The organism is Acrocarpospora corrugata (assembly GCF_009687845.1).
GTDB lineage: Bacteria > Actinomycetota > Actinomycetes > Streptosporangiales > Streptosporangiaceae > Acrocarpospora > Acrocarpospora corrugata.
This window is the reverse complement of the sequence record NZ_BLAD01000090.1, coordinates 21,196-46,294: the sequence shown is the minus strand read 5'-3', so window position 1 is coordinate 46,294 and position 25,099 is coordinate 21,196. Positions and strand designations below refer to the sequence as shown.

Genomic DNA, 25,099 nt, shown 5'->3' with positions numbered 1-25,099 from the left:
GCTCGCACGGCGTACGAGGAGTCCCGTACAGTGTGCGGGTGACCTCGAACACCGTACGAGACCCCCGTCGTTGGTGGATTCTTCTCGTTCTCTGTCTGACTCTGCTCGTGCTCGTCGTGGACAGCACGGTGCTCAATCTGGCGATCCCCGCGCTCATGCGCGACCTGGGCGCCACCCCCGCCGACATCCAGTGGATCCTGGACTCCTACGTCCTGGTCTTCGCCGGTCTGCTGCTCACCGTCGGCTCCCTCTCCGACCGGTACGGCCGCCGCCGTGCCCTCATCGCCGGCCTGGTCGTGTTCGGCCTGGCCTCCGGGCTGGCCACGCTGGCCACCGAGCCCTGGCAGCTGATCGGCGCCCGCGCGCTGATGGGCGTCGGCGGCTCGGTGCTGATGCCGTCCACCCTGTCGATCCTGATCACCGTCTTCGACGAGGACGAACGCCGCAAGGCCATCGCCGCGTGGAGTTCGGTGGCCATGGTCGGCGTGATCGCCGGGCCGACCCTGGGCGGGGTGCTGCTGGAGCACTACTACTGGGGTTCGGTCTTCCTGCTGAACGTGCCGGTCGCGATCGTGGCCGTGATCGCCGCGCTGGTGCTGATGCCGGAGACCTACGGGTCGAGCCGCCGCCTGGACCCGGTCGGCGTGGTGCTGTCCGTCGTCGGGATGAGCTCGCTGGTCTGGGCGGTCATCACCTTCCCCGCGGACGGCTGGAACCTCGGCCTGGTCGCGGCGGCCGTGCTCGGGCTGGGCGGCTTCGTGGTGTGGGAGCTGCGGACCGCGCACCCGATGCTGCCGCTGGCGCTGTTCCGGGATCGGGCGTTCAGCGGGGCCTGCGCGTCGATCGTGCTGCTGGCCTTCGGGTCGGGGGCGCTGATGCTGGCGCTCACGCAGTATCTGCAGTTCGTGCTCGGGTACGACCCGTTGCGGGCCGGGATCGCGCTGCTGCCGTACGTGTTCGCCGCGATGGTCTTCAACGGCGTCGGCGCGGGGCTGGGCAAGAAGGTCAGCAACCGGGCGCTCATCACCACCGGGCTGGCCGTGATGGCGGGCGGCTTCGGGCTGCTGTCCACGCTGGACAGTTCGGATGGGTATCTGCTGCTGGTGTCCAGCCTGATCGTGATGGGCGTGGGCGGTGGGCTGGCCGGACCTTCGGCGTACACGACCCTGATGGGGGCGGTGCCGCCGGAGCACGCGGGCGTCGGCTCTGCGCTCAACGACACCGTGCAGCAGGTCGGCATGGCGCTGTCGATCGCCATCCTGGGCAGTGTGCTGGCCAGCGGGTACACCGCCGCGATGCCGGAGTCGGCCCCCGCCGCGGCCCGCGAGTCGGTGAACGTGGCCCTGGACAGCGGCGTGCCGGCGCTGGCCGAGGCGGGCAAGGAGGCGTTCCTGTCCGCGATGTCGGTGGGTTCGCTGGTCGGGCTCGGCTTCGCGGTCGCCGCCGCGGTCGTCGCGCTGCTCGTCCTCCCCCGTCAGCGTGTAACGGAAGTTTCGCCTATGCCGACACATTGATTGGTAGGAGTCCGGCGGGGCAGCCGCGATACTCGGAAGTATGTCGGACCTTCTTGCCCGCCATCGTGCGGTGATGCCCAACTGGCTCGCTCTGTACTACAACGACCCCATCGAGATCGTCAGCGGCAAGGGCAACCGCGTCGTCGACGCGGCCGGGAAGAGCTACCTCGACTTCTTCGCGGGCATCCTGACCAACATGATCGGGTACGACGTCGCCGAGGTCAGGGAGGCGGTGGAGCGGCAGCTGGCCACCGGCGTGGTGCACACCTCCACCGTCTACCTGCTCCGCGGGCAGATCGAGCTCGCGGAGAAGATCGCCCGGCTGTCCGGCATCCCCGACGCCAAGGTGTTCTTCACCAACTCCGGCACCGAGGCCAACGAGACCGCGCTGCTGCTGGCCACCTACGCCCGCAAGTCCGACCAGGTCCTGGCGATGCGGCAGAGCTACCACGGCCGCTCGTTCGGCGCCATCTCGGTGACCTCCAACCGGTCCTGGAAGAACAACTCGCTCTCCCCGCTGAACGTGCACTTCCTGCACGGCGCGGACCGGCAGCTGGTCCAGTTCAGGGGCCTGTCGGACGCCGACTACATCGCCGCCTGCGTGGACGACCTGCGGCACGTGCTGGCCACCGTGGTCTCCAACGATGTGGCCGCGCTGATCGCGGAGCCGATCCAGGGCGTCGGCGGGTTCACCATGGCCCCCGACGGGCTGTTCGCCGCCTACCAGGAAGTCCTCGCCGAGCAGGGCGTCCTGTTCATCTCCGACGAGGTGCAGACCGGCTGGGGCCGGACCGGCTCCGCCTTCTTCGGCATCCAGAACCACGGCGTCACGCCGGACATGATGACCTTCGCCAAGGGCCTCGGCAACGGCTTCGCGGTCGGCGGCGTGGTCGCCCGCGGCGACCTGATGGACGCCCCGCACGCGGTCGGCCTGGCCACCTTCGGCGGCAACCCGATCTCGATGGCCGCCGCCAACGCCACCCTCGACTACGTGCTCAGCCACGACCTGCAGGCCAACGCGGCCAGGACCGGCGCGATCATCCTGGACGGCCTGCGCGAAGCCGCCCCCCGCTTCCCGATCGTCGGCGACGTCCGCGGCAAGGGCCTGATGTTCGCCATCGAACTCGTCGACCCGGCCTCCGGCGCGCCGTCGCCCGCCCTCGCCGCCCGCTACATGGAGGAGACCAGAAGCCTCGGCCTGCTGGCCGGCAAGGGCGGCCTGTACGGCCACGCCATGCGGATGGCCCCGCCGCTCACCCTCACCGAGGACGAGGCCCGCGAAGGCCTCGCCATCCTGGTGACCGCCCTGGAGAACATCTCGTGAAGCACGTCACCCACTGGATCAACGGCGCCCCCGCGGACAGCGCGGGGAGCACGGCCCCGATCTTCAACCCCGCCACCGGCGCGGAGACCGGCCGGGTCGCGCTGGCCGACATCGGCCAGGTCGACGCAGCGGTGGCCGCCGCCTTCGCCGCCTTCCCCGCCTGGCGGGACGCGTCCCTGGTCAAGCGCGCCCAGGTGCTGTTCCGGTTCCGCGAACTGCTGGCCGGCCACAAGGACGAGATCGCCGCGCTGATCAGCGCCGAGCACGGCAAGGTGCACGCCGACGCGCTCGGCGAGGTGGCCCGCGGCCTGGAGGTGGTGGAGTTCGCCTGCGGCATCCCGCACCTGCTCAAGGGCGGCTTCTCCGAGAACGTCTCCACCAGTGTGGACTCCTTCAGCATCCGCCAGCCGCTCGGCGTGGTCGCCGGGATCACCCCGTTCAACTTCCCGGCCATGGTGCCGATGTGGATGTTCCCGGTCGCGATCGCCTGCGGCAACACCTTCGTGCTGAAGCCGTCGGAGAAGGACCCGTCGGCGTCGCTGCTGATCGCCGACCTGTGGCGGCGGGCGGGCCTGCCGGACGGCGTGTTCAACGTCGTCCAGGGCGACAAGGTCGCCGTCGACCGGCTGCTCGCCCACCCGGACGTCAAGGCGGTCAGCTTCGTCGGCTCCACCCCCATCGCCCGGTACGTCTACGAGACCGGCACCGCGCACGGCAAGCGGGTGCAGGCCCTCGGCGGCGCCAAGAACCACATGCTGGTGCTGCCGGACGCGGACCTGGACCTGGTCGCAGACTCGGCCGTGTCGGCGGGGTTCGGCTCGGCGGGCGAACGCTGCATGGCCATCTCGGTCGTGCTGGCGGTCGACCCGATCGGGGACGAACTGGTCGAGAAGATCGTTGCGCGGACCCGCGCCATCAAGGTCGGGCCCGGGGACGACCCCGCCGCCGAGATGGGCGCGCTGGTCACCCGCGAGCACCGCGACAAGGTCGCCTCCTACCTGGACCTCGGCGAGGGCAAACTCGTCGTGGACGGGCGCGAGGACCTGCCGGAGGGGGACGGGTTCTGGCTCGGGCCGACCGTGCTCGACCACGTCCCGGCCGGGTCGCGGGTGCACCGCGAGGAGATCTTCGGGCCGGTGCTGTCGATCGTCAGGGTCGCCTCGTACGAGGAGGGCCTGCACCTGATCAACACCGGCGAGTACGGCAACGGCACCGCGATCTTCACCAACGACGGCGGCGCCGCCCGGCGCTTCCAGAACGAGGTCGAGGTCGGCATGGTCGGCGTGAACGTGCCCATCCCGGTGCCGATGGCCTTCTACAGCTTCGGCGGCTGGAAGTCATCCCTGTTCGGCGACACCCACGTGCACGGCGCGGAAGGCGTGCACTTCTACACCCGGGGCAAGGTCGTCACCTCACGCTGGCCGGACCCCTCGCACGGCGGCGTCAACCTGGGCTTCCCGACCAACCGCTGAGCAGTTCGGCGCTCCGGGCCGACCAGTAGGTCAGCCCCAGGCGTTCGTGGCAGGCGTGCGCGCGCTCGGCGTGGTCGAGCGCGCGCACGCGGTCGCCCATCGCCTCGGCCAGCGCGGCCAGCACCTGATGGGTGGAGCCCCAGCAGGTCATGCCGGTGCCGATGCTGATCAGCCGGTCCCCGAACGGGGCGATCCGCCGGTACAGTTCGGCCCGGTCCGGGGTGCCGAGCCGGGCGGCCACGTAGCCCCAGACGACCATGTTGAACTCCACCGACCAGTCGTCCCTGATCTCGGTGCCCCAGCGGGCGATCAGCTCCCTGGCCAGCGCCTCGTCGCCGACGTCGAGCGCGCCCAGCACGGCGATGGCCCGCAGCAGGTACATGTCGGGCTCGCCGGCCCAGCTCACCAGCCGGTCGAGGATCTCGCCGACCCGGCCCTGAGCCCGCCGGCAGCTGTACACGGTGATCATCTCCGGGGCGGCGTACCCCCAGATCGTGGTAGCGCTGAGCAGCGCGGTCGCCTCCGCGGCCAGCCGTTCCGCGGCGTCCCACCGGCCGTGCATGCTGGCGTGCGCCGCCTGGGCGACTCGCAGCATGGCGGTCAGCTCCGGCCGCCTGACCTCCCGGGCGAGGGCCTCGGCCCGCGCCTGGTGGGCCGCCCACTCGGCGAGTTCGCCGTTCTTCAGCCGTTCGTCCATCCGCATCACCAGGCCGACGATCTCGGCCGCGGGCCGGATGCCGGGGGTGGACAGCATCTCGTCGCCGGCCGCCGCACGCTCCCGGTGCCGCCACGGCACCCACGCGGTGAGCACGTAGTTGTTGAGCAGCCGGACCAGCAGGGCGGGGTCGCCGATCCTGCGGGCGAGTTCGACGCCCTCGGCGGCCAGCCGCTCGCCCTCCTCCCGGCGCGGGCCGAAGACCAGCTCGACGCCGAGCGTGCCGAGCAGGGCGGCCCGCTCCTCGTCCTTGAGCGGACCGGCGAGCAGCTCCTCCAGGATCGTCACCAGCCGGCCGTCGACGACGCCGTGCGCGCGGACGAACCAGACGCTGAGCCCGCCGAACACGGTGACGGCCGCGACCAGCCGGTCCCGCAGGCCGTTCGAGGAGGCCAGCTCGATCGCCTCCTCGACCGCGGCCAGCGCGCCGTCGATGGAGCCGACATCGCGGTGCGCCAGACCCAGTTCCACCAGCAGGTCGCAGCGGCGGCCGGGATCGTGTCCGCCGAGCACGGCCAGCGCCCTGCGCCACAGCTCCACGGCCTCGTCGTAGGCGCGCTGCGCGCCGGCCTGGCGGGCCGCCGCCGTGGCGTACTCCACCGCGCGGGCGGCCCCGCCGACCCGGGCCGCCATGCCGAAGTGGTGGGCCAGCAGCGGCAGCCGCAGCGTCGCGTCCTCGCCGGGCAGCGACTCCAGCGCCTCGCCCGCCTTCAGGTGCAGTCGGGCCGCCCTGAGCCGGCCGAGCCCGGCGTAGAGGGCGTCCCTGACCAGGGCGTGCGAGAACCGGTAGTCGTGGCCGTCCGGCGGCTCGACCAGCAGGCCGGTGGCGATGGCCGGTTCCAGCGCGGACATGACCTCTTCCGCGGGGACGGCGGTGGCCGCCGCCAGCACGTCCAGGCTGACGTCGCGGCCGAGCACGGCCGCCGTGCTGAGCAGCTCCCTGGTCTGCTCAGGCAGCCGGGCCACCCGCCGTTCGATCACCTCGCGCACCCCTTCCGGTACGGCGGCGGCGACCCAGGCCGCCGCCGCGCCCAGCCGGTGCTCGCTGTCCAGCAGGCGGAGCAGCTCGCCCAGATAGAACGGGTTGCCGCCGGTGCGCCGGTAGAGCGCCTCGGCCAGCTCCTGGCCGGCCACGTCCCGCTGGCCCAGGAAGGCGTGCACCTCGCCGGGGGTGAAGGGCGGGAGCGCGAGCCGCTCGGTGCCCGGCTCCCGGGTGAGCGCCGCCAGCGTGTCGCGGAGCTGCTCCGGGTCACGGCCGGGTTCCGGCCGCAGCGTGGCCAGCACCAGGACCGGCCGCCGCCCCAGCTCCCCTGCCGCGAACGACAGCAGCCGCAGCGAGGCCGCGTCGGCCCAGTGCAGGTCGTCCAGGACGATCAGGATGGGGTCGCCGGCGCCGATCGCGTCCAGCACCCGCTCGTGCAGCGCGAACAGCGCCGCCCCCGGATCCACGCCAGGATCGGCCCGCTCACCGGCGAGCAGGCTCCCCGCCTCGGTACGCCCCAGCGCGCGCATCACCTGAAGCCACGGCCAGAACGCCGGCGCGCCCTCGCTCTCCAGGCAGCGCGCCCACACGGCGATCACCCCCTGCGCCTCGGCCTCCTCGGCCGCGGCCTGCGCCAGCCGGGTCTTGCCGATCCCGGCCTCCCCGGTGAACAGCAGTACCCCGCCCCGTCCCCGGCGCACCTCGCCCAGCCGGGCCGCCACCCGCGCCAGCTGCGGCGCACGCGCGATCAGCCGCCCGGCCGGCACCGGCGGACCGGGCACGACCGGGGCCGCCGCCGGCACCGGCGGCCCCGGCAGGTCGGCGGACTGGTCGAACACGGCCTGCTCGATCCGGCGCAGCTCAGGCCCCGGCTCCAGGCCCAGTTCGTCGGCGAGCAGCCTCCTGACCCGGCGCAGCGCCCCGAGCGCGTCCGCCTGCCGCCCGGACCGGTAGAGCGCCAGCACCAGCAGACTCCACAGCCGCTCCCGGTACGGATAGACGGCGATCACCCGCTCCAGGTCGGCCACGCAGGACGCGCTGTCGCCCAGCGCGAGCCTGGCGTCGAACCGGTCCTCGGTGGCCGAGCCGTGCACCTCGGTCAGGTGCCCGACGGTCTGCTCGGCGAAGGCGTACCCGGCGAACTCCGGCAGTGGACGGCCGCGCCACAGCGCGAGCGCCTGGTCCAGCGCCTCCAGCGCCTCCGCGTGCGCGCCCCGGGCCAGCGCCCGGCGGCCGTCCTCGGCCCAGGCCGCGAACCTGCCCAGGTCCACCTGGCCGGGCGCGATCGCCAGCAGGTAGCCGGGCTCCCGGGTGAGCAGCACGCGCGCCGGGGTGCGCGGGGCGCGGCCGGGCTCCAGCGAGCGGCGCAGATGGGAGATGTAGGACTGGAGTGTTCCGGTCGCGCCGGACGGCGGCTCGCCCGTCCACAGTTCGTCGATGATCCGGTCCAGCGACATGATCCGGCCCGGCTCGGTCGCCAGCATGGCCAGCACGGCACGCTGCTGGCGGGGGCCGAGATCCACGGGCGCGCCGTCGTCGCCGATCACCGTGAAAGGCCCGAAGAGCCGGAAATCCATGACTCTCCCTCTGATCGTCCGGGTCAGCGTACCGCCGGGTGGCGGGTCGCGTCCCTAGGCGGTGGCGGGGGTGCCGCCCGCTCCTCGGGGCAGCACCAGGAGCACCACGGCGATCGTGACGACCATCAGGCCGGCGCCCACCAGGAAGGCGGCGCTGGCCCCCTGGACGGGGTTCGCCTGGGTGGCCGCCAAGGTGACCAGGGCCGCCAGGCCGAGCGAGCCGCCGACCGTGCGCGAGGCGGTGAGCAGGCCGGACACGAGGCCGGAGTCGGCGCGGTCGATGCCGGCCGTGCCGACGATGGCGATCGGCGGCTGGGAGACGGCCGCGCCCGCGCACATCAGCAGGCCGGGGATGAGGATGCCGCCGACGTAGTCCTCGGTCATCCTGGCCTGCCAGAGCAGGCCGGCCAGGCCGAGCACCGCCCCGGCCACGATCAGGGTCCGGTTCCCCATCCGGTGCAGCAGCCACGGCGCGGCCCTGGACGCGGCGACCAGCATCAGCGCGTGCGGCACGAAGGCGAACCCGGCCTGCACCGGGCTGTAGCCCAGGTCGTCCTGCATGTGCAGGGTGAGGAAGTACCACATCGACATGAAGATCGCGCCCATCAGGAAGGTCGCGATGCTGCTCCCGGCCACCAGCCGGTTGCGGAGCAGCCCGAGCGGCACCAGCGGCTGCGCGGTGCGGGACTGCACCAGCAGGAACGCGGCCAGCGCCAGCGCGCCCGACCCCAGCGGCAGCAGCGCAGGGACCGACACCCAGCCGTGCTCGTGGGTCTGCACGGTCCCGTATGCCAGCGCGGTGAGCCCGGTGGTGACCAGGATGGTGCCGAGCACGTCGAGCCGCCGGGTCTCGCCGGGCAGCCTGCGGCCGATCACCACCAGCGCGGTGATCACCAGCGCGACGCCGATCGGCACGTTGACCAGCAGGGTCCAGCGCCAGGACAGGTACTGGGTGATCAGCCCGCCCAGCGCGGCCCCGACCGCGCCGCCCGCGGCGCCGACGGCCGTCCAGCTGGCGATCGCCTTCGTCCGTCGGCGGCCCTTCGGGAAGGTGGTGGTGAGGATGGTCAGCGTGGTCGGGGCCAGCACGGCCACGCCCATGCCCTGCACCGCCCGCGCGATGATCAGCGCGGTGGGGGTGGTGGCGATCCCGCCCAGCAGGCTGGCCACCGTGAACAGCGAGGCGCCGACGACGAAGACCCGCCGCTCGCCGTAGAGGTCGGAGGCCCGGCCGCCGAGCAGCAGCAGACCGCCGAAGGCCAGCACGTAGGCGTTGACGACCCACTGCAGGCCGGTGCTGGACAGGCCCAGTTCCGCGCCCATGGACGGCAGCGCCAGGTTCACGATCGACGCGTCCAGAACCCCCACGAACTGGCCTAAACAGGCGAGCACGAGGACGGCGGTCGCTTTACGGCTGAGGGGTGGCGGGGGAGTGGGGGCAAGCGAAGGCCGGGGGAGCTGGGCGGTCATGGCCACGACTGTACGCAGGCCCGGCGACAATCCGCCGCCGGGTTTTGGGCCCCGGCCGCCACCAGTAGGCTCTGAGCGTCTAGCTCAGGGAGGGTGCCGTGCGGATCGCGCGCCTGGTGGCCGTCGTCTCGGTGGTGCTCGCCACCGGCTGCGGCCAGGCGGCCGGAAGCGCGTCACCTTCGGCTTCGGCGAGTAAAACGCCGAGCCCATCCCCGTCCCCGAGCCCCAGTCCCAGTCCCACTCCCACTCCCACCGGCGCCGGCGAAGGCGCGCTCGTCGTGCGGGCGCCCGTCGGCCAGGTGGAGTGGGGCGGCACCGATCCGCAGGTCAACTGGGTGGCCGCGTTCGAGTCGGCGAGCGGCTGCAAGGTCAACTACCGGCCGTTCAGCTACAGCCCCGCCGCCGACCAGAGCGAGGACCTGGACCCGGAGGCGTTCGACGTGATCGCGGCCCCGCCGGACCTGGCCGGGCGGCTGCGCGCCGAGAAGCGGGTGGCGCCCGTCGACACCGACCGGGTGGCGCTCTATCACGACATTCCGAAGCGGCTCCGCGACGCGGCGGGCACGCACGGCGTGCCGTTCCTGTGGGAGCGGAACGTGCTGCTCTACGACAGCGGGCTGCCGAAGCCGAAGGACGCGGCGGCGATGTACGCGGACGAGGGTCCGGTGTTCCTGCGGGACACGCCGTTGAGCATCGCGGACGCGGCGCTCCGGCAGGGGGTCGAGGAGCCGTTCCAGTTGACGCCGGCGCAGCTCGACGACGCGGTGAAGCTGCTGGCGGCGGAGTCTGAGCGGGTGTACTGGCGGGATCCGCTGCGGGTGGTGACCGGGCTCGCGGCCGGGTCGGCGCGGTTCGGGCAGGGCTCGCCGTATCTGCTGGACGTGCTCGACCGGGCGGGCAAGCCGGTCAGGGCGGTCGCCGAGTCGCGGGTCACCGGGTGGGTGGACGTCTGGCAGGTGTCGGCGGAGGCCGCCCATCCGGAGTGCGCCTACCAGTGGCTGAACTGGATGACCTCGGCGGAGACGCAGCGCAAGGTGGTCGCCTGGACCGGCCTGGCCCCGGCCAACCCGGATGTGTGCGAGGGCGCGCCGGAGGACGTGGAGCCGGCGGTGGCGGACCGGGCCGACCGGATTTGCGGCCTGTACGGCGTCGGCACCTCCCGCGCCTTCAAGGGGCTTTCCTTTGCTGATTACCCGGCAAAGGATTGCCCGGGCCGGGACGGGGAATGCACTGACTACGCGCAGTGGGTCGAACGCTGGACACAGCTGGTGAACTGACCGCGCGAACCCTTAATACGGCTGTCCGAAGGGCCCCCGCGACGGGCCCTCTCTGGGCTGCGAGCGCGCCCGTCCCCCGCGGGGAGGCGCTTGCCAACAGGGGCGTTTCGAGTGCTCCCCCCGACCTCGGAACGCCCCGCCGCATGTCGGGACCCCACCCGCACGACGGATTTCGTTGATTGAACGACCAGTCGAGACTGGTTCCTTTATTGAATGGTCAGTCAGTCAACTGATACCGTCACACGCATGCGAATCCTGCTGGTCGGCGCAGGTGGCGTGGGCTCCGCCGTGGTCCCCATCGCCGCTCGTCGTGACTTCTTCGAGCACATCGTCGTCGCCGATTACGACAAGGACCGGGCGGCCGCCGTGGTCGAGAAGGTGGCAGACCCGAGGTTCAGCGCGATCGCGCTTGACGCCTCGGACGCCGACGCCGTGGCCGCCGCGCTCCGCGACCACCGGTGCGACGTGCTCTTCAACGCCGTCGATCCGCGCTTCGACATGCCGCTGTTCCGGGCCGCCCTGAACGCGGGGGCGCACTACCTGGACATGGCCATGTCGCTGTCGGTGAAACATCCGGCCAGGCCGTACGAGCTGCCGGGGGTGAAGCTCGGCGACGAGCAGTTCGCGCTGGCCGAGCAGTGGCGGGCCAAGGACCGGCTGGCGCTGGTCGGGATGGGCGTGGAGCCCGGCCTGGCCGACGTGTTCGCCCGGTACGCGGCCGACCACCTGTTCCAGAGCATCGACGAGATCGGCATCAGGGACGGCGGCAACCTCACCGTCGACGGCTACGCCTTCGCGCCCACGTTCTCCATCTGGACCACCATCGAGGAGTGCCTCAACCCGCCCATCGTCTGGGAGGACGGCGACTGGCACACCACCGAGCCGTTCAGCGAGCCTGAGGTGTTCGACTTCCCGGCCGGCATCGGCCCGGTGGAGTGCGTGAACGTGGAGCACGAGGAGGTGCTGCTGGTGCCGCGCTGGGTGGACGCCCGGCGGGTCACCTTCAAGTACGGCCTCGGCAACGAGTTCATCGAGGTGCTCAAGACGCTGCACAAGCTCGGCCTGGACTCGGCGGAGACGCTCACCGTGAAGGGCGTCCAGGTCTCGCCGCGCGACGTGGTGGCGGCCAGCCTGCCCGACCCGTCCACGCTCGGCTCCCGGATGACCGGCAAGACCTGCGCCGGCACCTGGGTCAAGGGCGTCGGCAAGGACGGCGCGCCCCGCGAGGTGTACCTGTACCACGTGGTCGACAACGAGTGGTCGATGCGCGAGTACGGCTGCCAGGCCGTCGTCTGGCAGACCGCCGTGCACCCGGTGGTGGCGCTGGAACTGGTCGCGACCGGGGTCTGGCGCGGCACCGGGGTGCTCGGCCCGGAGGCGTTCGACTCGGTGCCGTTTTTGGAACTGCTCACCGCGTACGGCTCGCCGTGGAGCATGCGGGACCAGTAGCCGGTCACGAGAACGCGCGGAAGTGCCGGGGCACCGGGACCGGCCCGTCCTGCGGCGGCAGCAGCGCCTCGGCGCACTCGTCGCAGGCGTGCACGGGGGCCGAGTTGGGCAGCCGCCCGACCAGCACGCGCGGCCGGGGCCACTTCTTGTGGCAGACCACGCAGGCGTCGCCGTCACGCTGAATCGGAGTGAGGCCGACGGGATCGAATGTCAACATGATCCGCCCGCTTCCCGGTCCATCCGTGGCCACCCCTTCGGTCGTATACCGGAACCGTTATAACGCGGTTACCTCGCGTGATCGACTAGCGAGGTGTCAAGGGGCGGTTAAATGACGGGAACGCGCAACAACAAAAGGGGCACCCGACCGCAAGCCGGGTGCCCCTTCGTGCTTCTCAGAGCTCGGAGACCGCCTTTTCGAGGATGCCGAGACCCTCCTCGAGCAGGTGCTCGGGCATCACCAGCGGCGGCAGGAACCGCAGCACGTTGCCGTAGGTCCCCGCGGTCAGCACGACCAGGCCCTCCGCGTGGCAGCGCTTGGCGATCTCAGCGGCGGCGGTCGGGTGCGGGTCCTTGGTCCCGGGCGTCACCAGCTCGATCGCGGTCATCGCGCCGCGCCCGCGGACATCGCCGATGATCTCGAAACGCTCCTGGAGCGACCGCAGCCGGGGCAGCATGATCTCGCCGATCCTGGCGGCCTTGCCGACCAGGTCCTCGGCCTCGATCGTCTCCAGCACGCCCAGCGCCGCCTCGCAGGCCAGCGGGTTGCCGCCGTAGGTGCCGCCGAGCCCGCCCACGTGCACCGCGTCCAGCAGGTCGGCGCGCCCGGTCACGGCCGCGAGCGGCAGCCCGCCCGCGATGCCCTTGGCCGTGGTGATGATGTCGGGCACCAGCCCCTCGTCCTCACACGCGAACAACGACCCGGTACGGGCGAAGCCCGTCTGCACCTCGTCGGCGATGAACACGATCCCGTTGGCCTTGCAGAACTCCAGGATCCTGGGCAGGAACCCGCGGGCCGGCACGATGAACCCACCCTCGCCCGCGATCGGCTCGATCACCACGGCGGCCACGTTCGCCGCCCCCACCTGCTTGCTGATCATGTCGATGGCCTGTTCGGCGGCCTCCTCCGCGCAGTGCTCCGGCCCGGTCGGCCAGCGGTACGGGTAGGCCAGCGGCACCCGGTACACCTCCGGCGCGAACGGCCCGAACCCCTGCTTGTAGGGCATGTTCTTGGCGGTCAGCGTCATCGTCAGCAGCGTGCGCCCGTGGTAGCCGTGGTCGAACACCACCACGGCCTGCCGCCCGGTGGCGCTCCTGGCCACCTTGACCGCGTTCTCCACGGCCTCCGCGCCGCTGTTCACCAGGAACGTGCGCTTCTCGTGGTCGCCGGGGGTGAGCGCGTTGAGCTTCTCGCAGACCGTCACATACGACTCGTACGGCGTGACCATGAAGCAGGTGTGGGTGAACTCGCCCGCCTGCCGCCGCACCCGCTCGACCACCCGCGGCGCGGCGTTGCCGACGCTGGTCACCGCGATGCCGGAGCCGAAGTCGATCAGCGAGTTGCCGTCCGCGTCCACCACGACCCCGCCGCCCGCGTGGGTCACGAAGACCGGCAGGGTGGTGCCGATGCCCGGTGGCACGGCGGCCTGCTTGCGCGCGAACAGCTCGCGCGAGCGCGGCCCGGGGATCTGGGTGACGAGGCGGCGCTCCTGCGGAAGCCCGGGGCCGCCCTCAGCTGTGGTGGTGGTCATACTTTCGACCGTACGGCTCCCGCTCCCGACTGCCGATGCTCCGCCATGGAACAATTGGGGCTCCCGGCTTGGCCGGAATGCACAACACCGGAGGTGGCGGGTGGCGCCGAGTCTGCGCAGGGTGGCGGGGCTGGACGCGCTGCGCCTGCGGCTGCTGGCCGGCGCGGGCGCGCTGGAACGCCCGGTGCGCTGGGTCGCGGTCAGCGAGCTGGAGGATCCGACGCCGTTCCTCGAAGGCGACGAGCTGGTGCTGACCACGGGCATGCGGCTGGGCTCCGACGACGCGAAGGCGTATGTGTCGCGGCTGGTCACCCGGGGGGTGGCGGGGCTCGGGTTCGGGGTCGGGCTGACGCACGCGCAGATCCCGGCCGGGTTCGTGCAGGCGGCCGAGGAGGCCGGGCTGCCGCTGGTGGAGGTGCCGCGCGACACGCCGTTCATCGCGATCGGCAAAGCGGTCAGCGACCTGCTGGCGGCGGAGCGGTACGAGCAGATCAGGGGTGCTTTCGCCGCGCAGGGCCGGTTGACCCGGGCGGCGCTCCAGCCGGAGGGCATGGACGCGGTCGTGGACCGGCTGGCCCGCGAACTGGGCGGCTGGGTGTTACTCCTCGACGAAGCCGGAAATATCCGGCATGCGGCTGGGGGGAATGGCGCCGCGGAACGCGCCGCCACGCTGGCCCCCGAGGTCGCCCGGCTGCGCGCGGCCGGCGCGCCCGCGAGTCTGTCCCTCGCCGCCCCCGACGAGCACGTGGTCGTGCAGCCGCTCGGGCGGCGCGGCTTCGTCGCGGTCGGCTCGGCCCGGCCGTTCACCGCCATCGGGCACACCATCATCAACGCCGCCACCTCGCTGCTGACGCTCGGCCTGGAGCAGGGGAGCGCTCCAAAGGCGGGCGGCCGTCGCGTCCGCGCCGCCGTGCTGCGCCTGCTGCTGGCCGGCGAACTCCGTGGTGCGAATGAGACAGTGGCCGAACTCGGCGCGCAACTCCCCGAAGGACCGCTGGTCGTCCTCGCCTGCGACACCGCCGACCCCGACGCGCTGGTCGCCCGGCTGCCCTGTTTCACCGCGCCGCACGAGGAGCTGACGGTCGCCCTCGCACCGGCCGCAGAAGCCGAGGAGCTGGCCGCGCTGGCCGCCGCGCACGGCCGGGTCGGGCTGAGCAACCCCGCGAGCACCGCCGCCGACGACCTGCGCGCCGCCCTCGACCAGGCCGGTCAGGCGCTGGTCACGGCCGCTCCGGTGGCCAGGTTCGCCGACCTGGCCGGGCAGGGCCTGCTCTCCCTGGTGGACCCCGAGGCCGCCCGCGCCTTCGCCGCCGCCCTGCTCGCCCCGCTGCACGCGTACGGCTCCCGCGCCGACCTGGTCACCTCGCTCCACGCCTACCTGGCCTGCAACGGCCACTGGGACGCGGCCGCGCAGCGCCTGGGCGTGCATCGGCACACGCTGCGTTACCGGATGCGGCGGGTCAGTGAGCTCCTTGGCCGGGACCTGGACGATCCGGCCGTACGGGCCGAACTGTGGATCGCGCTGATGTTCAATCCCGCTTGAGGCGGTAATGGCTGATCGTCGCGAGCGTGACGGCGTCGTAGGTGCTGCTGTCGGACAGGTGCCCGGCACGTTCCAGACTGATGGCGCCCTGGGCCGCCGCCCACAGCGCGTCCGCCACTTTCCGGGGCTGCGTCGGCGTCAGGTAGCCGGCCGAGATGCAGTCCGCGATCACCCGGTCGATGATGTTCAGCGCCGCCCTGGCCAGGGTTCTGGCCCGTTCGCTCGGCACGAAGCCGGGGATGGCGCGCTCGAACATCAGGCTGTAGTAGCCGGGCTCGGCCAGTGCCGCCTCGCGGTAGATCGGCTGGAGCGCGACCAGGTACTCGTACGGATCGGGCCGGGGTGTGACCGAGGCCAGCCGCCGCCGGAACCGCTCGAAACCCTCCAGGTAGAGCGCTTCGGCGAGGCCTTCTTTGCTGCCGAACATCGTGTAGATGACGGTGGTGGCGCAGCCCGCCTCCGCGGCGATCCGCCGGACGGTGAGGCTCTCCGGTCCTGAGGCCATCAGCAGCTCACTGGCCACGTCGAGAAGCCGGGTGCGGAGCTCGTCGTATCCGCTCCGCTGGCCGAGGGCGTAGGCACCTTGAAGTCCGAGCGGCGCCGGGGTCCCCATGAGCCACTAGCCCTTCTGGTCGAGTGGGCCCTGGCATGGACCCGCGTCTTGACTTAACCACGCCACGAACGCTTCAAACTGTCTCGCAACGGAAAACATCCTGAAATTGCTGCGCATCCGTGACATCAATCTGACACATCGGAAGTTGTCCAGCGTGGCAGGTCTGGGACAGGAGATTGTGCGGCCCGGAGTAAGAGGCGTCCGGGTGGGTTGGCATAGCTTGAAAGTATGACTATTTCGCCGGATAACCCCATTCGCCCCTTCTGGCTGGCCGGCCGTCCGGCGACCGGTGAGACCGAGCTGACCGTCACCAACTCGCATGACGGGCGGGTCGTCGGGGTGCACGCCGTACCCACCGAGGAGCAGGTGGAGGAGGCGCTCGACGCGGCCCACGCGGTGCGTAAGCAGGCGGCGGCGCTGCCGATCCACGTGCGGGCCGAGGCGCTCGCGCACGTGTCGCGCCGGCTCGCCGAGCGGTCCGACGAGATCGCCCGGGTGATCAGCGGTGAGAACGGGAAGCCGATCTTCTGGGCCCGTGGCGAGGTGAGCCGGGCGGTGGCCACCTTCCGGTTCGCGGCCGAGGAGACCCGCCGGTTCAGCGGCGACGTGCAGCGGCTGGACACCGAACCGGCCGCGCAGGGGCGGCTGGCCTATGTCACCCGGGTGCCGTACGGGCCGGTGCTGGCGATCACGCCGTTCAACTTCCCGCTCAACCTGGTCGCGCACAAGGTCGCCCCCGCCATCGCGGTCGGCGCGCCGATCATCGTGAAGCCCGCCCCCGCGACCCCGCTGTCGGCGCTGCTGCTGGGCGAGATCCTGGCCGAGACCGACCTGCCCGAGGGCATGTTCTCGATCCTGCCGGTGCCCAACGACCGCGCCGGGTCGCTGGTGGAGGACCCGCGCCTGCCCGTCGTCTCGTTCACCGGCTCTGGGCCGGTCGGGTACGCGATCATCGACCGGGTGCCGCGCAAGCACGTCACGCTGGAACTCGGCGGCAACGCGGCCGCGGTCGTGCTGGCCGACGCCGACCTGGACTGGGCGGCCGGGCGGATCGCGCTGTTCTCCAACTACCAGGCCGGGCAGAGCTGCATCGCCGTGCAGCGGGTGATCGTCGAGGACACGATCGCCGACGCCTTCACCGGCAAGCTGGTCGCCGCCGTCGGCGGCCTGGTCACCGGCGACCCCGGCGACGAGAAGACGCAGGTCGGGCCGCTGGTCTCGGTGCAGGCCGCCGAGCGGGTGGAAGCCTGGGTGGCCGAGGCCGTGGACGCGGGGGCCCGGGTGCTGGCCGGTGGGACCAGGGACGGCGCGACCGTCGCCCCCACCGTCCTGGCCGACGTGCCGGCTGGCGCCAAGGTCGTCTGCGAGGAGGTTTTCGGGCCGGTGCTGGTGATCCAGCGGGTCTCCGGCGTGGACGAGGCGTTCGCCGCCGTCAACGACTCCCGCTACGGCCTGCAGGCCGGGGTGTTCACCCGCAGCCTCGACACCGCCTTCCGGGCCAACCGCGAACTGGAGGTCGGCGGCGTGATCATCGGCGACGTGCCGTCCTACCGGGCCGACCAGATGCCGTACGGCGGGGTGAAGGAATCCGGCGTCGGACGGGAGGGTCTGCGCTCCGCGATGGCTGATTTGACCTATGAAAAGGTCATGGTCATCACAGGACTATCCCTCTGATCTGGCCCGTTCATTTAGGTGTGCAATCCTGGACTAATGATCCCGAAACCGGATGATGTGGTGGACCTTCTGGGCCATACTCCTGGACTCTGGGTCGACGATGACGATGACGACGACCCCGTCCTGGTCCGGGCCGACGGCCGGCCGGTCGACACCTGGCGCGAGCACTACCCGTACCACGACCGGATGGACCGTCCCCGGTATGACCGGGATAAACGGCTGCTCCAGATCGAGTTGCTGAAGCTTCAGTACTGGGTCAAGCGTTCGCGCGCCCGCGTCGTGATCCTGTTCGAAGGGCGGGACGCGGCCGGTAAAGGCGGCACCATCAAACGGTTCATGGAGCACCTCAACCCGCGCGGCGCCACCGTGGTCGCGCTGGAGAAGCCCAGTGAGCGCGAGAGCACCCAGTGGTACTTCCAGCGCTACACCGCACACCTGCCGGCCGCCGGGGAGATCGTGATGTTCGACCGGTCCTGGTACAACCGGGCCGGTGTCGAGCGGGTGATGGGCTTCTGCACCCAGGCCGAGTACGAGGAGTTCATGTTCCAGGCGCCGCTGTTCGAGCGCATGCTGGTCCGGGACGGCATCACGCTGATCAAGTTCTGGTTCTCGGTGTCGCGCTCGGAGCAGCGCACCCGGTTCATCATCCGCCAGGTCGATCCGGTCCGGCGCTGGAAGCTGTCGCCGATGGACATCGCCTCGCTGGACCGCTGGGACGACTACACCGCGGCCAAGGAGGACGTGTTCCTCAACACCAGCACCGACATAGCGCCCTGGACAGTGATCAAGAGCAACGACAAGAAGCGCGCCAGGGTCGAGGCGATGCGCCACGTGCTGTCCCTGTTCGACTACGAGAACAAGGACAATCAGGTCGTCGGCACGCCCGACCCGCAGATCGTGCTGTCGGCCGCGGAGAGCATGGAAGAGGACCACAGCGGCCACGCCTACGAGCTGTAGGTCAGGCGCGCTCCGCGGTCTGGTACAGCGTCTTGGTGGCGCTGCCGAAATACGGGCCGTACATGGTGTTGTGGTCGTTGCTGTACTTGAAGCTGCTCACCGAGGTCACCGTGCCCCTGCCGGTCGCCTGGTCGAATCCCGACAGCCACGGGCCGCCGCTGGCCCCCGCCGTCAGGTCGCAGCGCAGGCCCTGGTCGTAGGTCAGCTCGTTCGGGTCGGGTTTCGTGCCGCCCGCGCAGTACATGAGCTTCTCCCCGTCGTACGGCGGATCCGCCGGGAACCCGAAACCGTGGGCGGCCTTGCCGCGCGGCGCGTTGAAGCCGATCTCCTGGGCGCCGACCACCTCGGCCAGGTGTTTGCCGCCCTGCTTGGCCACCGCCACCATGCCGACGTCGTAGCTGTCGTCCGAACTCCGCGACCAGGGCCCGGCCACGAACATCCGCCGCGCCGGGTAGGTCCCGAACGGCTCCCGGCCCGTGTCGTATCCCGGGACGAACGTCCAGTTCTCGGCCCATGACCCGGTGCCGTCCTTGACGCAGTGACCGGCGGTGACCACCAGATCCTTGTTCGCCGCCTGCACCGACCCGGCCGAGCAGACGAAGTCGACGCCGTCCATGGTCAGGAACACCCGCCCGGTGGTCCTGGCCACCACGCCCCCCGAACTCCACCGCGCCCCGCTGGTGCTCGCCTTCCGCTGGTGCGCCGCCGTCGGCCGGGCCGGGCCGCTCGCCAGGGAGAGCACCGGCCGCGGGTCGATCGGCAGCGCGGCGGCCATGCGCTCCGCCGTCCAGTAGCGGACGGGGGCCACGGCCGCCGTGTGCTCGATCACGTCAGGCAGTTTGGCCGGGCCGGACGGCCCGAGGAGTGCGAGCGAAACGGCAAGCAGGGGGATGCTCGGGGTCATGACATCCGAGTCTGGACCACTAAACGTGTTCCAGTGGCTACTTTGGGTAAATCATGTGAGCGAGGTGCGCTGCGCCGCGTTGTAGAGCGCCTGCGCCTCGGAACCGAAGTAGGGCCCGAACATCCAGTAGTTCGCGAAGTTGTACTTGAAGCTGTTCACCGAGTTCAGCAGCCCGAGCCCGCTGTTCTCGTTGAAGTTGATGAACCACGGCCCGCCGCTGGACCCACCGGTCATGTCGCAGTTGAGCCCGACATCTTCCGACATCAGGAAGTCGTCGAAGGCCCGCCCGCTGCAGTAGATCAGCCTCGATCCGTTGTACGGCGAAGCCGCCGGATACCCGAACGAGTACATCTGCCGGCCCCGGCTCTGGTTGAACGCGATGCCCTGCCCGCCGACCGCCTCGGTGAGCAGCCGCCCGTCCAGCGGCGCGACCACGGCGGCGCCCAGGTCGAAGTTCATGTCCTCGCGGGCGTTCCACTGCGGCGTGGTGAGCAGGCTGGTGGCCACCCAGGTGCCGTTCGGCCGGTTGCCCTGGTCGTAGCCGGGCACGAAGACCCAGTTGCTGTGGAAGGAGCCGCCGTTCTTCACGCAGTGCCCCGCGGTCATCACCACGCTCCGGTTGGAGCTGGTCACGGCGCTGCCGGAGCAGGAGGCGTTCCGGCCGGCGCTGGAACCGCCGGTGAGGGTGAAGAAGACCCGGCCGACGGTTTTGACCACCGCGCCGTCGGAGTCCCACGCCTCGCCGGTGCTGCGCGGCGAGACGGCCGCCGCCGCGGTGAGGGTCTGGGTGGGCTTGACGGTGGTGGGGGCGCCGTCGGGCAGGTCCAGCAGGGTGGAGCTGACGAACCGGTGCGTGGTCGCGGCGGGGGCGTCCAGCGGCTTGGCCGCCGCCATCCTGGCCGCGGTCCAGTAGGTGGCGACCGAGCGCTGCTCGGTCTTGGTGTCGGCCGCGCCGTAGGTGATCGGCTTGGGCGCGGCGGCTGTCGCGCTGTGCGCGGGGGAGGCGGGCAGCAGTGCGACGGCGAGGGCGGGTAAGGCGAGAAGAGGAGCCAGGCGGGCGAAGTGGCGACGCGCCGAGCGGTGCATTGCGTACCTCCGAGTCGGATGTCCTGACGTGCGAAATTAGCGAGCACTGGTCCGCTATTTCTCTTCACATGCAGATACGGATATGGCGGGACTCGGACACAGATGTTCTGTTTTCTCGTGGGTCCCAGTGGTGGGGGTTCCGGGTTGGTGCATGACAATGGGCGGGTGGATTCCGAAACCCCGCGATCGGTCGTGCTGCTCGGCTCGACCGGATCGATCGGCACTCAGGCGCTCGATGTCATCGCCCGTAACCGGTTCCGGGTGGCCGCGCTGGCCGCCGGAGGGGGGCGGGTCGACCTGCTGGCGCGGCAGGCCGCGCAGTTCGAGGTGGCCGCGGTGGCGGTGGCCGATCCGCTGGCCGTACCGGCCCTGAAGGAGGCGCTGGCGGCGCACGGGGCCGACCCGGTCGTGCTGGCCGGGCCGGAAGGCGTCGCCGAAGTGGCCGTCTGGCCCTGCGACATCGTGCTCAACGGGATCACCGGCGCGCTCGGGCTCACCTCCACGCTGGCCGCGCTGGAGGCCGGGCGGGTGCTCGCGCTGGCCAACAAGGAGTCGCTGATCATCGGTGGCCCGCTGGTCAAACGCCTGGCCAAGCCGGGTCAGCTGCTGCCGGTGGACTCCGAGCACTCCGCGCTGGCCCAGTGCCTGTGGGCGTCCGGGCCGTCCGGGGCCGACCTGCGGGTGGTCCGGCGGCTGGTGGTGACCGCCAGCGGCGGGCCGTTCCGCGGGCGCGACCGGGCGGATCTGGTCGACGTCACGCCGGAGATGGCGCTCAACCACCCCACCTGGTCGATGGGCCCGGTGATCACCATCAACTCGGCCACCCTGGTCAACAAGGGCCTGGAGGTGATCGAGGCGCACCTGCTGTTCGACATCCCGTTCGACCGCATCGAGGTGGTCGTGCACCCGCAGTCGATCATCCACTCCATGGTCGAGTTCGTGGACGGCTCGACCGTCGCCCAGGCCAGCCCGCCCGACATGCGGCTGCCCATCGCCCTCGCTCTGGGCCATCCGTCCCGGCTGCCGGAGGTCTCCCCGGCCGTGGACTGGACCCGGGCCCACACCTGGACCTTCGAGCCCCTCGACGACCAGGCCTTCCCCTCGGTCGCGCTGGCCCGCCAGGTCGGCGAGCAGGGCGGCACGGCGCCCGCCGTCTACAACGCCGCCAACGAGGTCTGCGTGGACGCCTTCATGAAGGGCTTCCTGCCGTTTCTCGGCATCGTCGACACGGTGGCCAGGGTGGTCAGCGAGCACATCCCCGGCCAGGCCGAATCGGTGGCCGAGGTGCTCGGCGCCGACGAGTGGGCCAGGGCACGGGCCCGCGAACTCACCCGTTAGCCGGCCTATCGACGACATCGCCGCGCACCGGTCGCGTACGCTCGGTGATGAAGCTGGAGTGACTGGTGGGCGCTCGGGTTGGCGTGTTCATGGCACTGCCTAGACTTGGCCCTGTCGGGAACATGCCATGAGCGCAAGGTGCTGAAATGTCTGTTGATCTTGGTATTCCGTCCATTCCGATGAAGCCGATCGCCACGCGGCGGGTGTCGCGGCGGATCCAGGTCGGCTCGGTGCCGGTGGGCGGCGACGCCCCCGTCTCGGTCCAGTCCATGACCACCACGGTGACCTCAGACGTGAACGCGACCTTGCAGCAGATCGCCGAGCTGACGGCCTCCGGCTGCCAGATCGTGCGGGTGGCGGTGCCGTCCCAGGACGACGCCGACGCGTTGCCGATCATCGCCAGGAAGTCGCAGATCCCGGTGATCGCCGACATTCACTTCCAGCCCAAATACGTGTTCGCCGCCATTGAGGCCGGGTGCGCGGCCGTCCGCGTGAACCCCGGAAACATCAAGAAATTCGATGACAAGGTGGGCGAGATCGCGCGGGCGGCCAAGGACCACGGCGTCCCGATCAGGATCGGCGTCAACGCGGGCTCGCTCGACCCCCGGCTGCTCCAGAAATACGGCAAGGCCACCCCGGAGGCGCTGGTCGAGTCGGCCCTGTGGGAGTGCTCGCTGTTCGAGGAGCACGACTTCAGGGACATCAAGATCTCGGTCAAGCACAACGACCCGGTCGTCATGATCAAGGCGTACCGGCTGCTGGCCCAGCAGTGCGACTACCCGCTGCACCTGGGCGTGACCGAGGCCGGCCCCGCCTTCCAGGGCACGATCAAGTCGGCGGTGGCCTTCGGGTCGCTGCTCGCCGACGGCATCGGGGACACCATCCGGGTCTCGCTGTCCGCGCCCCCCGTCGAGGAGATCAAGGTCGGCATCCAGATCCTGGAGTCGCTCAACCTGCGCAAGCGCGGCCTGGAGATCGTCTCCTGCCCGTCCTGCGGGCGCGCCCAGGTGGACGTCTACACGCTGGCCGAGCAGGTGCACGCCGGGCTCGACGGCCTGAAGGTCCCGCTCCGGGTCGCGGTCATGGGCTGCGTCGTCAACGGCCCCGGCGAGGCCCGCGAGGCCGACCTGGGCGTCGCCTCCGGCAACGGCAAGGGCCAGATCTTCGTGAAGGGCCAGGTCATCAAGACCGTGCCGGAATCCCAGATCGTCGAGACCCTGATCGAGGAGGCCCTGCGCCTCGCCGAGGAGATGGGCTTCGACGTGGACCTCGACGACGACGACGCGCCCGGCCCCCAGGTGGTCGTCGGCTAGCCCTGCACCGGCTGCTGGCCGTCCTCGAAGCGTTGGCGGGCCTTCTCCAGGGTGTCCGGGTCGAAGTAGTTGCTGAAGGCGGATTCCAGGAAGTAGGGCGGGATCAGTTCGCGGACGTGTTCCGGGTAGCCCTCGCCGGACAGCGGGACCTCGACCTTGGGCTCCTTGCCGGTGAGGGTGACGGCGAGCGGGCCTGCCACCCGGATCGACTTGGCCCAGGGGTCGCCCAGTTCGTCGACGGCGCACATGTGCTGGGCGTAGACGGTCTTCACCTCGGCCAGGGTGGTGGCGGTGACCGGTTCGACGCCGAACGGGTCGACGGCGCAGACGACCCGGAGTTCCTGCTTCTCGTACTCGTCGCCGAAGTCGTGGCCGTGGGCGTGGTGCTGGGCGGGGGAGGACTTCTCCAGGATGGCGGTCACCTCGATCGAGAGCCGGGCGCGCAGCTCCTCGGAGAGGTCGTAGACGGGGGACGGCCGGGTCTGGGGCAGCCCGTAGGCCGACCCGTTCCCCGGGCCGGTCGAGGAGTTCACGCCGCGCAGGAACAGGAAGACCATCACCACGACCAGGGTCGTCGCGCCGATCGTCCAGAGCAGGCGCTCGCGGGCGACGTCACGCACGCCGGTCTCCGCTGGGCGGTCCTCGCTGAGCTGCTCGGATGCCGGGGTTTCGAGCATCGGGTCCTCCTGACCGAGACGGCGGATGTCAGCCGGAAGGGGCCCGGCGCGTCGCGCCGGGCCCCAGGGATTTATCCGGTTACGGGCTGGTGCAGGTCAGCGTCGGAATCGGGCTGGGCGTGTTACCGGCGCCGTTGAAGCCGAACGAGGTTGTCCCGTTGGCTGCCACATTGCCGTTGTAGGGCGCGTTACGCACCACCACATTGGGTGGCCCGGTGGTCACCGTCGCATTCCATGGCTGGCCTTCGAACGTCTGGCCGCCGCTGAAGTTCCAGCGCACCGTCCAGCCGTTCAGCGTGCTGCCGCTGTTGTTGCGCACGGTCACCGTGCCCTGGAAGTGTCCCGGCCAGTTGATCGGGTTGTTGGCGTACGTCGCGGTGCACGCGCCGTTGCCCGGCGACGGGCTGTTCGGCGACGGGCTGTTCGGGCTCGGGCTGTTGGGGCTCGGGCTGTTCGGCGACGGGCTGCCGGGGTTGGACGGCGAGCTCTGGTTCGGGCCGACGCCGGTGACCTGGCCGGTGCCGCCGTCGAAGACGACGTCCGAGCAGCTGAAGAAGTTCTCCTGGCTGTCCGAGCGCACCCACTGGATGTAGATGATGTGCCGGCCGGTCTTGCCGGTGGGCAGCTGCTGGTTCCAGAAGTAGTAGTTCAGCGCGCCGGGGCCGCCGTTCATCGGCGGGTTGGTGACGCTGCCGAAGGACTGGAGGTCGCTCCAGGCCAGCGGCGCGCTCGGGTTCCAGCCGTTCCTGGTGATGTACAGCTGGAAGGTGCCCGGGTGGGCCGCCCAGTTGCTGTACCGGAACTGGTAGCTGGCGCCCGAGGTCAGGTGCGTGGTGGGCCAGTCGGTGCGGGCCGCGTTGTAGCCCGAGAAGTTGTAGGGGCCGCCGCTGCCGCCGCTGCAGATCTGACCGTCGGGGATGAAACCGGTGGTCCGGCCGCCGGCGTCCGAGCGGAGCACGGCGAACCAGTTGTACAGCGGGGTGGTGCCGTTGGCGGCGATGGCCTGGCCACATGCCGGGTTGTACGCCTGGATCTGCCCGTTGTCACGGAGTCCGTCCTGCCAGCACAGGAACGTCCGAGCGCCGGGGAACATGTTGACGCCGTGTGCCGTCGCCTGGGTGGGGGTGACCACGAGGCCAGTACCGAGCGCCAGGAGCAGCGCGGCGGCCCAGACGGTCAGACGTCTCCTGATTCTCTTTCCTTGTTCCAGCGGGGCTCGCAGAGCCACGTTGCCTGTCGAGTTCACCATGAATTCCCTTCCGGCCAGCCCGGGTGTAGCGGGGGTTGGTCGTAGTCCAGCCTGAGAAGCGGGCGTCTGGATTCGCTGCGGGCCCCGGCCGCGACGCCGACTCCCCTGCAGTGCCTTGATGGTGCGGGTGATTTTCGGGGGCGTACAGGACAGGCCCCTGCGGGCCGCCCAAATCGGACAGGTCGGGCGTGGCGCGCAGGGGGCGTGAGCCCGGGAC

General features: G+C 71.1%; 19 protein-coding genes. 10 read left to right on the top strand and 9 right to left on the bottom strand.

The features are described from left to right. Positions 1 to 38 precede the first annotated feature (38 nt). Genes Acor_RS34735 through Acor_RS34725 form a run of 3 tightly spaced genes read left to right on the top strand, consistent with a single transcriptional unit; the run spans position 39 to position 4,310 of the window. Positions 39 to 1,514: an MFS transporter gene (locus tag Acor_RS34735; protein WP_155341014.1), complete on the top strand. Its 1,476-nt coding sequence runs from the start codon at positions 39 to 41 to the stop codon at positions 1,512 to 1,514. Positions 1,515 to 1,554: 40 nt separating this feature from the next. Next, positions 1,555 to 2,838, top strand: coding sequence for an aspartate aminotransferase family protein (locus tag Acor_RS34730; RefSeq protein ID WP_155341013.1), 1,284 nt, complete (start codon positions 1,555 to 1,557; stop codon positions 2,836 to 2,838). Then, the gene (locus Acor_RS34725; protein WP_155341012.1) at positions 2,835 to 4,310 is read left to right on the top strand and encodes a CoA-acylating methylmalonate-semialdehyde dehydrogenase; all 1,476 of its coding nucleotides are present in this window, start codon (positions 2,835 to 2,837) and stop codon (positions 4,308 to 4,310) included. Before Acor_RS34730 ends, Acor_RS34725 begins: the two co-directional genes overlap by 4 nt. Here Acor_RS34725 and Acor_RS34720 read toward each other — a convergent pair. After that, positions 4,282 to 7,584, bottom strand: coding sequence for an ATP-binding protein (locus Acor_RS34720; RefSeq protein WP_155341011.1), 3,303 nt, complete (start codon positions 7,582 to 7,584; stop codon positions 4,282 to 4,284). The two genes, Acor_RS34725 and Acor_RS34720, sit on opposite strands and share 29 nt — an antisense overlap. 54 nt (positions 7,585 to 7,638) lie before the next feature. Next, on the bottom strand, positions 7,639 to 9,054 hold the full coding sequence (locus tag Acor_RS34715; protein WP_155341010.1) for an MFS transporter: 1,416 nt from the start codon (positions 9,052 to 9,054) through the stop codon (positions 7,639 to 7,641). Between the two features lie 98 nt (positions 9,055 to 9,152). Here Acor_RS34715 and Acor_RS34710 point away from each other — a divergent pair, with 98 nt between their 5' ends. Together Acor_RS34710 and Acor_RS34705 are read left to right on the top strand one after the other, a co-directional pair. Then, on the top strand, positions 9,153 to 10,331 hold the full coding sequence (locus Acor_RS34710; protein ID WP_155341009.1) for an extracellular solute-binding protein: 1,179 nt from the start codon (positions 9,153 to 9,155) through the stop codon (positions 10,329 to 10,331). Between the two features lie 246 nt (positions 10,332 to 10,577). Beyond that, positions 10,578 to 11,780 (top strand): saccharopine dehydrogenase family protein, encoded by a 1,203-nt coding sequence (locus Acor_RS34705; RefSeq protein WP_155341008.1) that lies wholly within the window; start codon positions 10,578 to 10,580, stop codon positions 11,778 to 11,780. A gap of 4 nt (positions 11,781 to 11,784) precedes the next feature. On the opposite strand, the gene Acor_RS34700 is transcribed toward Acor_RS34705, so the two are convergent. Beyond that, the gene (locus Acor_RS34700) at positions 11,785 to 11,997 is read right to left on the bottom strand and encodes a hypothetical protein (RefSeq protein WP_155341007.1); all 213 of its coding nucleotides are present in this window, start codon (positions 11,995 to 11,997) and stop codon (positions 11,785 to 11,787) included. 175 nt (positions 11,998 to 12,172) lie between these two features. Beyond that, on the bottom strand, positions 12,173 to 13,528 hold the full coding sequence (gene gabT / locus Acor_RS34695; RefSeq protein ID WP_155341006.1) for a 4-aminobutyrate--2-oxoglutarate transaminase: 1,356 nt from the start codon (positions 13,526 to 13,528) through the stop codon (positions 12,173 to 12,175). Positions 13,529 to 13,628: 100 nt separating this feature from the next. On the opposite strand from gabT, the gene Acor_RS34690 reads away from it, so the two are divergent. After that, positions 13,629 to 15,071, top strand: coding sequence for a PucR family transcriptional regulator (locus tag Acor_RS34690; RefSeq protein WP_155341005.1), 1,443 nt, complete (start codon positions 13,629 to 13,631; stop codon positions 15,069 to 15,071). On the opposite strand, the gene Acor_RS34685 is transcribed toward Acor_RS34690, so the two are convergent. After that, complete coding sequence (locus tag Acor_RS34685; protein ID WP_155341004.1) at positions 15,058 to 15,684, bottom strand: TetR/AcrR family transcriptional regulator; 627 nt, start codon at positions 15,682 to 15,684, stop codon at positions 15,058 to 15,060. The genes Acor_RS34690 and Acor_RS34685 overlap by 14 nt on opposite strands. Before the next feature lie 228 nt (positions 15,685 to 15,912). Here Acor_RS34685 and Acor_RS34680 point away from each other — a divergent pair, with 228 nt between their 5' ends. Further along, positions 15,913 to 17,358 (top strand): aldehyde dehydrogenase family protein, encoded by a 1,446-nt coding sequence (locus tag Acor_RS34680; protein WP_155341003.1) that lies wholly within the window; start codon positions 15,913 to 15,915, stop codon positions 17,356 to 17,358. A gap of 36 nt (positions 17,359 to 17,394) precedes the next feature. Continuing rightward, entirely contained in the window at positions 17,395 to 18,315 is a 921-nt protein-coding gene (ppk2, locus tag Acor_RS34675) for a polyphosphate kinase 2 (RefSeq protein WP_155341002.1), read from the top strand. A 1-nt stretch (position 18,316) separates the two neighbouring features. Here the strand turns inward: ppk2 and Acor_RS34670 are convergent, their stop codons facing one another. Then, a complete protein-coding gene (locus tag Acor_RS34670; RefSeq protein ID WP_246239530.1) occupies positions 18,317 to 19,219 on the bottom strand; it encodes a trypsin-like serine peptidase in 903 nt (300 codons plus the stop codon). A gap of 51 nt (positions 19,220 to 19,270) precedes the next feature. After that, entirely contained in the window at positions 19,271 to 20,305 is a 1,035-nt protein-coding gene (locus Acor_RS34665) for a trypsin-like serine peptidase (RefSeq protein WP_155341001.1), read from the bottom strand. A gap of 192 nt (positions 20,306 to 20,497) precedes the next feature. Here Acor_RS34665 and dxr point away from each other — a divergent pair, with 192 nt between their 5' ends. Then, positions 20,498 to 21,643, top strand: a complete 1,146-nt coding sequence (gene dxr, locus Acor_RS34660; protein ID WP_422664854.1) for a 1-deoxy-D-xylulose-5-phosphate reductoisomerase — start codon at positions 20,498 to 20,500, stop codon at positions 21,641 to 21,643. Positions 21,644 to 21,789: 146 nt separating this feature from the next. Beyond that, complete coding sequence (ispG, locus tag Acor_RS34655) at positions 21,790 to 22,956, top strand: flavodoxin-dependent (E)-4-hydroxy-3-methylbut-2-enyl-diphosphate synthase (RefSeq protein WP_155340999.1); 1,167 nt, start codon at positions 21,790 to 21,792, stop codon at positions 22,954 to 22,956. On the opposite strand, the gene Acor_RS34650 is transcribed toward ispG, so the two are convergent. Together Acor_RS34650 and Acor_RS34645 are read right to left on the bottom strand one after the other, a co-directional pair. Next, positions 22,953 to 23,633 carry a hypothetical protein gene (locus Acor_RS34650; protein ID WP_155340998.1) on the bottom strand — a complete coding sequence of 227 codons (681 nt, stop codon included), beginning with the start codon at positions 23,631 to 23,633 and terminating at the stop codon, positions 22,953 to 22,955. The genes ispG and Acor_RS34650 overlap by 4 nt on opposite strands. Before the next feature lie 79 nt (positions 23,634 to 23,712). Beyond that, positions 23,713 to 24,882 carry a lytic polysaccharide monooxygenase gene (locus Acor_RS34645; protein ID WP_155340997.1) on the bottom strand — a complete coding sequence of 390 codons (1,170 nt, stop codon included), beginning with the start codon at positions 24,880 to 24,882 and terminating at the stop codon, positions 23,713 to 23,715. Positions 24,883 to 25,099: the final 217 nt, after the last annotated feature.

Coding starts and splice junctions, on each gene's coding strand:
- Acor_RS34730 (WP_155341013.1), top strand. CDS start 1,555: ATGTCGGACCTTCTTGCCCGCCATCGTGCGGTGATGCCCAACTGGCTC.
- Acor_RS34720 (WP_155341011.1), bottom strand. CDS start 7,584: ATGGATTTCCGGCTCTTCGGGCCTTTCACGGTGATCGGCGACGACGGC.
- Acor_RS34715 (WP_155341010.1), bottom strand. CDS start 9,054: ATGACCGCCCAGCTCCCCCGGCCTTCGCTTGCCCCCACTCCCCCGCCA.
- Acor_RS34705 (WP_155341008.1), top strand. CDS start 10,578: ATGCGAATCCTGCTGGTCGGCGCAGGTGGCGTGGGCTCCGCCGTGGTC.
- Acor_RS34700 (WP_155341007.1), bottom strand. CDS start 11,997: ATGTTGACATTCGATCCCGTCGGCCTCACTCCGATTCAGCGTGACGGC.
- gabT (WP_155341006.1), bottom strand. CDS start 13,528: ATGACCACCACCACAGCTGAGGGCGGCCCCGGGCTTCCGCAGGAGCGC.
- Acor_RS34685 (WP_155341004.1), bottom strand. CDS start 15,684: ATGGGGACCCCGGCGCCGCTCGGACTTCAAGGTGCCTACGCCCTCGGC.
- Acor_RS34680 (WP_155341003.1), top strand. CDS start 15,913: ATGACTATTTCGCCGGATAACCCCATTCGCCCCTTCTGGCTGGCCGGC.
- ppk2 (WP_155341002.1), top strand. CDS start 17,395: ATGATCCCGAAACCGGATGATGTGGTGGACCTTCTGGGCCATACTCCT.
- Acor_RS34670 (WP_246239530.1), bottom strand. CDS start 19,219: ATGACCCCGAGCATCCCCCTGCTTGCCGTTTCGCTCGCACTCCTCGGG.
- Acor_RS34665 (WP_155341001.1), bottom strand. CDS start 20,305: ATGCACCGCTCGGCGCGTCGCCACTTCGCCCGCCTGGCTCCTCTTCTC.
- ispG (WP_155340999.1), top strand. CDS start 21,790: ATGTCTGTTGATCTTGGTATTCCGTCCATTCCGATGAAGCCGATCGCC.
- Acor_RS34650 (WP_155340998.1), bottom strand. CDS start 23,633: ATGCTCGAAACCCCGGCATCCGAGCAGCTCAGCGAGGACCGCCCAGCG.
- Acor_RS34645 (WP_155340997.1), bottom strand. CDS start 24,882: ATGGTGAACTCGACAGGCAACGTGGCTCTGCGAGCCCCGCTGGAACAA.